Raw genomic sequence first — 9203 nt, 5'->3', positions numbered from 1 at the left:
AATATATATAACAGATTGTCTATATGTGCTTAGTTCTAATATCGTTCTTTATGATAAATTTATAAATTTTTTATATACATAATACAACAACTGCAAAAAAATATATCTATATCTGGTATAATAAAGTTTTGAGGAATAGTAATATTATTCCTCAAATGTTGTTTAAAAGATCGGTAATTAGTAATAGTTTAGAAAATATAGATTTTTGAAATAAAAAGACTTTTGGGAGGTAAAAATAAAGTTTAATTTAATAAATATAGAAGATTGGAATAGGAAAGAACATTACAATCATTATTTAAATAATGTAAGGTGCACATTTAGTGTTACATCAAACATAGATATAACAAAATCTTTAAAATACATAAAGTCTAACAATTTGAAGTTTTATCCATCAATTATATATGCAATTGCAAAGGTCGTTAACAATTACAGTGAATTCAGAACTTATTATGTCAACGGTAGATTGGGGTTTTGGGATGAAATAAACCCAAGCTTTACTATATTTAACAAGGAGACTGAGACTTTTTCTGATATATGGGTTAAGTACGATGATAGCTTTAATAAATTCTACGAGAATTATAACAAAGAAGTAGATTTATACAAAGATTCTAAGAAATTAACTCCACAGTTGAATACACCTCAAAATGTCTTTCCTATTTCAAGTTTACCTTGGGTGAGTTTTACAGGATTTAATCTTAATATTTTTGCAGATAGTAGGTTTTTGTTACCTATATTTACAATAGGGAAGTACTTCGAGCAAAATGAAAAGATTATGCTACCACTGTCAATACAGGTTCATCATGCTGTTTGCTATGGATTTCATGTAAGTAGATTTATAGGTAGCTTACAAGATACTATGATAAATTACAATTTATGGCTAACTAAGAAAGAATATTAATAGAAGAGGTGATTTATTAGAACATTGTGGACTTAAATTTTTAATAACTTGCTTTTATGGTATAATGAAGTGTTAAATAATAATACATATTTATTTAAATTGATTTAAATTAGGAGGAAATGATGGGAAATATATTTTATATAGTAAGGCATGGACAGACAAACTGGAATATACAAGGAAAAACTCAAGGTCATGGTAACTCTGACTTAACAGAAAGTGGAGAAAGCCAAGCAAAACAACTAGCTGACAGTTTAGTTGATCACAATATAGATTATGTTTTTACAAGTGATTTAGGACGAGCAGTTCAGACAGCAGAAATAGTGGGAAATAGACTTGGATTGAAAGTAGAGAAAACGGATGGTCTTAGAGAGATGGGATTTGGAGTTTGGGAAGGTCTACTTATAAAGGAAATTCAAAAAGACTATGCAGAGATTTATAATACTTGGAGAAATGAGCCACATTTAGTGAATATACCTGGTGGTGAGACTCTACATTTAATCAAGGAAAGAGTAGATGAATTTATTGAAGGAATAAATGAAAAATACGATAATAAGCGCATTGTACTTGTAACGCATTCAATAACGCTTCGTGTGATGCTTTTATCTTTCCTCAACTCAGGAATGGAAAATGTATACAGAATTAAGCAGGACAATACAGCTCTTAATATAGTAGAATTTAAAGATTATGGACCAGTTGTTGAAAAGATGAATGATACAAGTCATTTAACAAATCATACAAATATAAGCAACTCAGCTTTAGAATAGAGAATTAGTTTTATAATAATAGATTTTGAGGAGAATTTTATGTCTAAAATATTAGTTGTAGGTGGTGGGCCGTCTGGAATCATGTCTGCCATAACTGCTGCAAAAAATGGTCATGAAGTTGTTTTACTTGAGAGAAATGGAGAACTCGGTAGAAAACTTAAGGCCACAGGCGGAGGAAGATGTAATTTTACAAACTACAGAGAAATAGAAGATTTTTTTGATAAAATAGTTACCAATAAGAAGTTCTTGTACAGTAGTTTTTATACTTTCACAAACAGGGATTTAATTTCATTTTTTGAAGAAAATAGTCTTGAGTACAAGGTTGAAGAAGATAATGATTTTAAAGTTTATACAAAAAATGATAAATCAGTGGAATTAATAGATACTTTAAATAAGATACTTATAAATAACAAAGTTAAAATCATGTACAACAAAAAAGTAGAGGATTTTATAGTAGAAAATTCTAAAGTCGCAGGAGTTATACTTGATTCAGGAGAAAAAATCTACTCAGACAAAGTGATTGTCTCTACAGGTGGTATGAGCTATACCCATACAGGATCGGATGGATCTATGTTCAGTGTATTGGAGAAGTACGGTCATGATATCAAGAAAATATATCCAGCTTTAGTGCCACTTAAAATAAAAGATCAGTGGATTAAAAATCTTCAGGGAGTATCTATGAAAAATGTAGATGTAATGTGGAAGGTAAAAAAGAAAAAATTCCACAAAGTGGGAGATATGCTATTTACCCATTTTGGAATCACAGGACCATGTATATTAAAAGTTTCTTCATATATCAATAAAATGTTAGAAGAAAATGAAGTAGAGTTAACTATTGATTTCCTACCAGAGACTTCAGGCGCAGAGATAATAGATATAATTAAAAAACAACCTAGTAGGAATATAGTAAACAATTTAAAAGAAATTTTACCACAAAACTTCTCTAAAGAAATAATTATAAAATTAAATCTATCAGATAAAAAAGCAGCTGAGATGACAAAATCTGAAGAGCAGATGATTATTGAAGAAATAAAGAATATGAAATTAGTATGTGACGGTACAACTGGTCTGAATACCGCAATGGTAACTTCTGGTGGAGTTTCTGTAAAAGAGATAGATTCTTCTACTATGGAGTCTAAAAAAATAGACAATTTGTATATTACAGGAGAAGTAATCGATATCGATGCAGAAACTGGTGGTTACAATTTACAAATAGCTTTTTCCACTGGATATTTAGCAGGTTTAAGCGTTTAATAAATATAAATTGAGGTGTATTAGTATGAATAATTTAGTAATTGCTGTAGATGGACCTGCTGGAGCAGGTAAAAGCACTATAGCTAAAATTATTGCCGATAAACTCGGTATAAACTATATAGATACAGGGGCAATGTATAGAGCTATAACTTTCAAGTGTTTGAAAAATAATGTAGATGTAGAAAATACAGATGAAGTAGTAAAATTAGCAAAAAGTACAGATATCGATTTTAGAGATAATAATATATACTTAGATGATAAAATAGTAAATGATGAAATCAGAACTGTAGATGTAAGCAACAATGTATCTAAAGTATCAAAAATTAAAGAAGTAAGAAATTTGCTAGTAGATGTTCAACGAGATATCGGATCAAAAAGTTCAGTAATACTGGATGGTAGAGATATTGGATCAGTAGTATTTCCAAAAGCCGATTACAAATTTTATATTGTAGCTACTCCTGAAGAAAGAGGCTCTAGAAGATTTAAAGAGATGAAAGAAAAAGGTTATGACGTAAACCTTGACGAAATAATTAAAGATATAGTTGATAGAGACAAAATGGATATGAGTAGAAAATTTGCACCTCTGGTTAAAGCAGATGATGCGTTAGAAATAGACACCACAGGTAAAACGATTGACAATGTTGTGGCAGAAGTTGTATCGAAAATAAAAGCCTAAAATAATAGTTTTGGTTAGGAGAGATAAAATTGAATTTTTATAAATTTGCTATATATCTGTTTAGAGGGTTTTGTAAGGTATTTTTTAGGTATGAAATAATAGGTGCTGAAAATATACCGAAAGAGGGAAATTTGGTCGTAGCATCAAATCATAAATCTAATTTTGACCCAGTGTTTTTAGCAGCATCAATTTTAAATAGAGAAATTGCAGCAGTTGCAAAAAAAGAATTATTCGATATAAAAATATTAGGATTTATACTTAAAAAATTAAATGTAATTCCAATAAATAGAGAAAAGCCAGATGTATCTACTGTAAAAAATATTTTAAAAGCTGTTAAAAACGGGTATGTACTTGGTATATTCCCAGAAGGAAAAAGGATTAAAGGAGATGAATTTGGAGATGCTAAAGCAGGTCTTGCTTTATTTGCGATAAAAAGCAAAGCCAATGTAGTTCCAATAAGTATAATCTCAAATTATAAAATATTTAGAAAAGCTGTAGTTTATATGGGTGAACCTATATCTTTAGAACAGTATTATGGTAAAAAATTGAGTAATGAAGAGTATGAAAAAATTTCACAAGATATTTTGGATGTAATCAAAGATAATTACTTTAAATATTCTAAATAGGGAGCATAGATATGAATATAAAAATATCAAAAAACGCTGGATTTTGTTTTGGCGTTAAAAGAGCTATGAAGATGGCCTGGGATGAGGTTGAGAGTGGAGATGACGACATATATGCACTAGGACCCCTTATCCATAACAAACAAGCTGTCACTAAGTATGAAGAAAAAGGCCTTAAAACTGTAGATGAAGTTAATGATGTGCCTTCAAACATGAATATGATAATAAGATCGCATGGGGTTGCTGAAAAGATTTACAATGAAGCTGTAGAAAAAGATATAAATATTATAGATACAACGTGCCCATTTGTTAAGAAGATACATAATATAGCTAATGAGCACTACAATAAAGGGTACAAAATAATTGTTATAGGTGATGCTAAACATCCAGAGGTAATAGGAATAAACGGATGGTGTGATGACTCAGCAATAGTTATCAAAACGCTAGAAGAATTAAATGACATAGATTTTGATAATTCACTTAAATACTGTGTTGTAGCTCAAACTACAATAAATTCAGCTTTGTACAATGAAATTACAAATTCTTTAAGAGAGAATTTAAAAGAAGTTGTGTTCAACGATACAATTTGTTCCGCTACCAAATCTAGACAACAAGCTGCTAGAGATTTATCTAAGGAAGTAGATTGTATGATAGTTATTGGAGGGAAACATAGTTCTAACACACAAAAATTAGTAAAAGTTTGTGAAGAATACGTTCCTACTTTTGCAATAGAAACTAAGAATGAAATAAATAAAGATGAGGTTTTAAAATACAGTGAGGTTGGAATTACGGCTGGGGCATCGACTCCAGACTGGATAATAGAAGACGTACTGGATTACTTGAAATCTCTATAATTTAATAAAATGTATACTAATTGATCTATGTGGTTAGAATTTTATTAGTTAATTTTAAAAATAGGAGATGATATTATGGAGCTTATAATATCTGCATCTGAAGAATCTTTTCTACATGTAGGATCAATGATTGGGTTTTTCATATTGCTTTTTGAATATATCAACCACAAAACAAGTGGTAAATTCACTAGCGCCATTTCAAACAACAAGAAGTATCAGCCAGTTTTTGGTGCCTTAATAGGTGCAATACCTGGTTGTGGAGGTACTTTAGCAATAGTACCGCTTTATATAAGTGGAAATTTAAGCTTTGGAACCATAATCGCGAGTTTAATAGCGAGCTTAGGAGATGCCGCATTTGTTTTAATTTCGGCTAACTTTAAATTATTTATATTTATTACAATACTCACAACTATAACTGGTATTATAACTGGTTACATAGTTGATGGTTTTAAACTCGGTGAAAAACTTGGTCTTGGAATTTACAATAAAAAAAGGACTGAAGAAAAAGACATTAAGTTAAATAATGGACATAGTCACTCACACAGTCATGGGCACAGCCATGTACATATAGATGACAAGAATCATGAAGGATCAACTATGGATAAGTTGTCAAATGAGCACGGAACAGTAAATAATTTTGCTTTTGTTATAACCCATGGCATAGGATATAAAGTATACATCTCTATGCTTATAATAGGATTTGTGTTTATGGTGGTTTCTCATTCTGGTTTAAACTTGCCATTTAAAGAAGCTATACATACATTAGAGGAGCTTATATCTGTTTTAGGTATACTTTTATCAATAGTGTATATGTGGTGCTTTAAAAAGGTATTTAAGAACGAAAATACGCATGAAGCTGAAAATAAAAAGTTATCTCTTAGAGAGATGTTAATTCACTCAGTAGGTGAAATTTCATTTGTAATAACTTGGATTTTTGTAGCGTATTTTGTTTATGATATAATTATACTTTTATTTGGAGGAGATCAATTCTTAGTAAATCTAGTATTGTCTACAGGAGTAGTAAGTGTATTTATAGGTGCGGCCCTAGGATTAATTCCAGGATGTGGTATACAGATAGTATTGATGTCATTTTATCTAAAGGGAAATATTCCACTAGGAGCTTTAGTTGCAAATGCTATCTCACAAGATGGCGATGCGCTATTCCCAATATTGGCTATGGATAAAAAAGCTGCAATGTGGTCAATGATAATAACTACCATTCCCGCTGTATTTGTTGGGGTTATAGTATATATCGTATTTGGATAGTTTGTATAAAAAATAAAAAATTATATATTAAATAATGAGCGATTGATAGTTTCTAATGACATAAAGATTTCACCTACGAAATTCAATGTAACTAGAAACAGCAATCGCTCATTTTTTTGATGTATGCATACTTAAAGATGCATATCTTTTAGCATTATATATTTAAAGTATAGTAGATTATTTCTCTATGAATCTGAATTGCCGCGATTTAATATATAAAGTTTTTTACTTAAATAACGCAAGAAAACATTAAAAAATAAAATTTCTTTGTATTTTTAGTAAAAATATTAAAAATATTTACTAACTAATGATTATTTTTGGATTTTCTTTAAGTATTGTTATTGTAAATTTGATCTATATGTATTTATCATAGTCAAAATAATGTAAATTAGGCATTAAAATGATGAGTAAAGTTTACACTATCTTATCTAAATAGTATAATGAACGAGTTGGAAAATGGAGTGATCTTCAAAAAATTATCTAGATAACAATTTAATATTTAGAAGGAGTTTTTATGCAAAATAATAGAGCTATAAATACAAAAGAATTAGTGTTGTGTTCACTTTTCACAGCTATGATAGCAATTGGAGCTTTTATCAAGATACCTATACCTTTTATGGATTATTTCACATTACAGTTCCTTTTCGTAATATTGGCTGGGATGATTTTAGGTCCTAGATTGGGAACTATTTCAGTTTCGATATATATCGTTATAGGGTTAATGGGTTTTCCTGTTTTTGCAGCAGGTGGAGGTATTCAATACATACTAAAGCCAAGTTTTGGTTACTTAATAGGATTTAGCATCTGTGCATTTGTCATTGGATATATCTGTGAAAAAATAAAAACGCCAAGCTTCAAGCAATACCTTATTATTTCATTTATAGGAATGTTTTTTACATATTTAATCGGTTTTATTTACAAATATTTAATTCTTAATTTATATATGAATGAAATTACTCCTATAGGTGTGATAGTGTTGTCTGCATTTCCACTTGATATTCCAGGAGATGTAATTTTATGTATCGTCGGGTCAAGTATTGCAAATCAATTACGCCATGTACTAAAAAAGGAGTATACACTATGATAACTAATTTAAAGAAACAAATATTATCTGGTTATGAGATCACAAAGCAAGAGGCTTTAAAAATTATAGATGTTGATTTAGATGAACTCTGTAATGCTGCAAATGAAATTAGACTTCATTTTTGCGATAATTCATTTGATATATGTACTATAGTTAACGGAAAAAGTGGAAAATGCTCTGAAGACTGTAAATACTGTGCACAGTCTTCTCATTACTCAGCAAATATAGAAGAGTATCCTCTTTTAAATACTAAAGAACTCAAGCGTGAAGCCCTTTATAATCATGAAAATGGGATACTTAGGTATTCAGTAGTAACATCAGGCAGAAATTTATCGGAATTAGAATTAAGTGAAATATGTATTAGTTATGAAGAAATCAAAGAAAGTTGTGAAATCTCTCTTTGTGCTTCACATGGGCTTTTAACATATGACCAATTTGTAAAACTTAAGAGTTGTGGTGTAAATAGGTATCACAACAATCTTGAATCTTCGCGTAAATATTTCAACAAAATTTGTACAACGCATACCTTCGATGACAAGGTAGAAGCTATTTTAAATGCGCAAGAGGCTGGATTAGAAGTGTGTAGCGGTGGAATTATAGGTCTCGGAGAAACTATGGAAGATAGAATAGATATGGCATTTGAACTTAAAGATCTTCATATCAATTCGGTTCCTATTAATGTACTTAATCCAATAAAGGGAACTCCCTATGGAGATTTAGGGGTGCTTGATTATGATGAAATCCTAAGGGTTGTAGCTATCTTTAGATTTATACTGCCTAATGCTGCACTTCGTCTTGCAGGTGGTAGGGGGCTACTTACAGATAAAGGAGAGAAGGCATTTATGTCGGGTGCAAATGCTGCAATATCAGGTGATATGCTGACTACATCTGGTATAAGTATAAAAGAGGATATGGAAATAGTAAAAAATCTTGGATTTGAGGTGAATAGAATATGAGTAAAGGAATATTTGTAACTGCAACTGGTACAGATATTGGAAAGACTTATATTTCTTGTTTATTAGTAAAAGCGTTAATTAAAAATAAAAAAAATGCCGGATACTACAAGCCAGTTCTAAGTGGTGCTATAGTAGAAAATGGAACTTTGATACCAGGAGATGTAGATTTCGTATGTAGGGAGTCGGGACTTAAAAATAAGTATGAAGATTTAGTAACTTATGTATTTAAAACACCAGTTTCACCACATATGGCCTCGAAACTAGAGAATATAAAAATTAAAAAAGAAGATATAATAGATCATTATAAAAAATTGGAAAATCAGTTTGATTATACAGTAGTAGAAGGTTGCGGAGGGATTTTTTGTCCACTTAGAATCGATACAGAACAGATTCTCCTGACTGATATAATAAAAATGATGGGATTAGATATTGTAATAGTTGCTTCATCTGATCTTGGTACTATAAATTCTACTGCACTAACAGTGGAATATGCAAGAAGTTGTAACATAGGCATAGCAGGAATTATATTAAATAATTACGAAAAGGAAAATTATTTGCACGAAGATAATAAAGAAAAAATAGAGCTTTTAACAGGAGTAAAAGTAATTGCCTGTGTTAAAAAAGATGATACAGATATTGAAATGACAATAGAAAATTGTCTAGAATTATTTAGTCGATGAAATCTAGTTAATGAAGTGTATAAGCTAAATCTATAGGCTCGATTAATAAAGCATAATTTTATATTTTAAAAATACATCGATATTTGATCGGTGTATTTTTTGACTTAGTATGCTTAATATAATAATTTGATTATATTTGTTAAATAAT

The 9203-nt window shown here is 30.0% G+C and carries 10 protein-coding genes; all 10 read left to right on the top strand.

Going from position 1 to position 9203, the window contains the following annotated elements; all coding sequences use genetic code 11:
- Positions 1-235: 235 nt before the first annotated feature.
- Positions 236-898, top strand: coding sequence for a type A chloramphenicol O-acetyltransferase (gene catA, locus T473_RS0107845; RefSeq protein WP_024621415.1), 663 nt, complete (start codon positions 236-238; stop codon positions 896-898).
- A 122-nt stretch (positions 899-1020) separates the two neighbouring features.
- Positions 1021-1662 carry a histidine phosphatase family protein gene (locus T473_RS0107840; protein ID WP_024621414.1) on the top strand — a complete coding sequence of 214 codons (642 nt, stop codon included), beginning with the start codon at positions 1021-1023 and terminating at the stop codon, positions 1660-1662.
- Between the two features lie 39 nt (positions 1663-1701).
- Positions 1702-2916: a BaiN/RdsA family NAD(P)/FAD-dependent oxidoreductase gene (locus T473_RS0107835; RefSeq protein ID WP_024621413.1), complete on the top strand. Its 1215-nt coding sequence runs from the start codon at positions 1702-1704 to the stop codon at positions 2914-2916.
- Positions 2917-2941: 25 nt separating this feature from the next.
- A complete protein-coding gene (cmk, locus tag T473_RS0107830) occupies positions 2942-3592 on the top strand; it encodes a (d)CMP kinase (protein WP_024621412.1) in 651 nt (216 codons plus the stop codon).
- A gap of 29 nt (positions 3593-3621) precedes the next feature.
- Positions 3622-4218: a lysophospholipid acyltransferase family protein gene (locus T473_RS0107825; protein WP_024621411.1), complete on the top strand. Its 597-nt coding sequence runs from the start codon at positions 3622-3624 to the stop codon at positions 4216-4218.
- A gap of 11 nt (positions 4219-4229) precedes the next feature.
- On the top strand, positions 4230-5069 hold the full coding sequence (locus T473_RS0107820; protein WP_024621410.1) for a 4-hydroxy-3-methylbut-2-enyl diphosphate reductase: 840 nt from the start codon (positions 4230-4232) through the stop codon (positions 5067-5069).
- 75 nt (positions 5070-5144) lie between these two features.
- Positions 5145-6335 (top strand): putative manganese transporter, encoded by a 1191-nt coding sequence (locus T473_RS0107815; protein ID WP_024621409.1) that lies wholly within the window; start codon positions 5145-5147, stop codon positions 6333-6335.
- A 514-nt stretch (positions 6336-6849) separates the two neighbouring features.
- Positions 6850-7419 carry a biotin transporter BioY gene (locus tag T473_RS0107810; RefSeq protein ID WP_024621408.1) on the top strand — a complete coding sequence of 190 codons (570 nt, stop codon included), beginning with the start codon at positions 6850-6852 and terminating at the stop codon, positions 7417-7419.
- The gene (gene bioB, locus T473_RS0107805; RefSeq protein WP_024621407.1) at positions 7416-8375 is read left to right on the top strand and encodes a biotin synthase BioB; all 960 of its coding nucleotides are present in this window, start codon (positions 7416-7418) and stop codon (positions 8373-8375) included. The genes T473_RS0107810 and bioB overlap by 4 nt, the downstream gene beginning before the upstream one ends.
- A complete protein-coding gene (bioD, locus tag T473_RS0107800; protein WP_024621406.1) occupies positions 8372-9055 on the top strand; it encodes a dethiobiotin synthase in 684 nt (227 codons plus the stop codon). Before bioB ends, bioD begins: the two co-directional genes overlap by 4 nt.
- Positions 9056-9203 lie beyond the last annotated feature (148 nt).

Origin of the sequence: Clostridioides mangenotii TR (assembly GCF_000498755.1) — a bacterium.
GTDB classification, from domain to species: domain Bacteria; phylum Bacillota; class Clostridia; order Peptostreptococcales; family Peptostreptococcaceae; genus Metaclostridioides; species Metaclostridioides mangenotii_A.
The sequence above is the reverse complement of the archived record's forward strand: the minus strand, read 5'-3'. Positions and strand labels throughout refer to the sequence as shown.

Bases quoted from the DNA above. Each gene is read 5' to 3' on its own strand.
- T473_RS0107810 (WP_024621408.1), top strand. From the start codon at position 6,850: ATGCAAAATAATAGAGCTATAAATACAAAAGAATTAGTGTTGTGTTCA.
- cmk (WP_024621412.1), top strand. From the start codon at position 2,942: ATGAATAATTTAGTAATTGCTGTAGATGGACCTGCTGGAGCAGGTAAA.
- T473_RS0107840 (WP_024621414.1), top strand. From the start codon at position 1,021: ATGGGAAATATATTTTATATAGTAAGGCATGGACAGACAAACTGGAAT.
- T473_RS0107820 (WP_024621410.1), top strand. From the start codon at position 4,230: ATGAATATAAAAATATCAAAAAACGCTGGATTTTGTTTTGGCGTTAAA.
- bioD (WP_024621406.1), top strand. From the start codon at position 8,372: ATGAGTAAAGGAATATTTGTAACTGCAACTGGTACAGATATTGGAAAG.
- T473_RS0107815 (WP_024621409.1), top strand. From the start codon at position 5,145: ATGGAGCTTATAATATCTGCATCTGAAGAATCTTTTCTACATGTAGGA.
- bioB (WP_024621407.1), top strand. From the start codon at position 7,416: ATGATAACTAATTTAAAGAAACAAATATTATCTGGTTATGAGATCACA.
- T473_RS0107835 (WP_024621413.1), top strand. From the start codon at position 1,702: ATGTCTAAAATATTAGTTGTAGGTGGTGGGCCGTCTGGAATCATGTCT.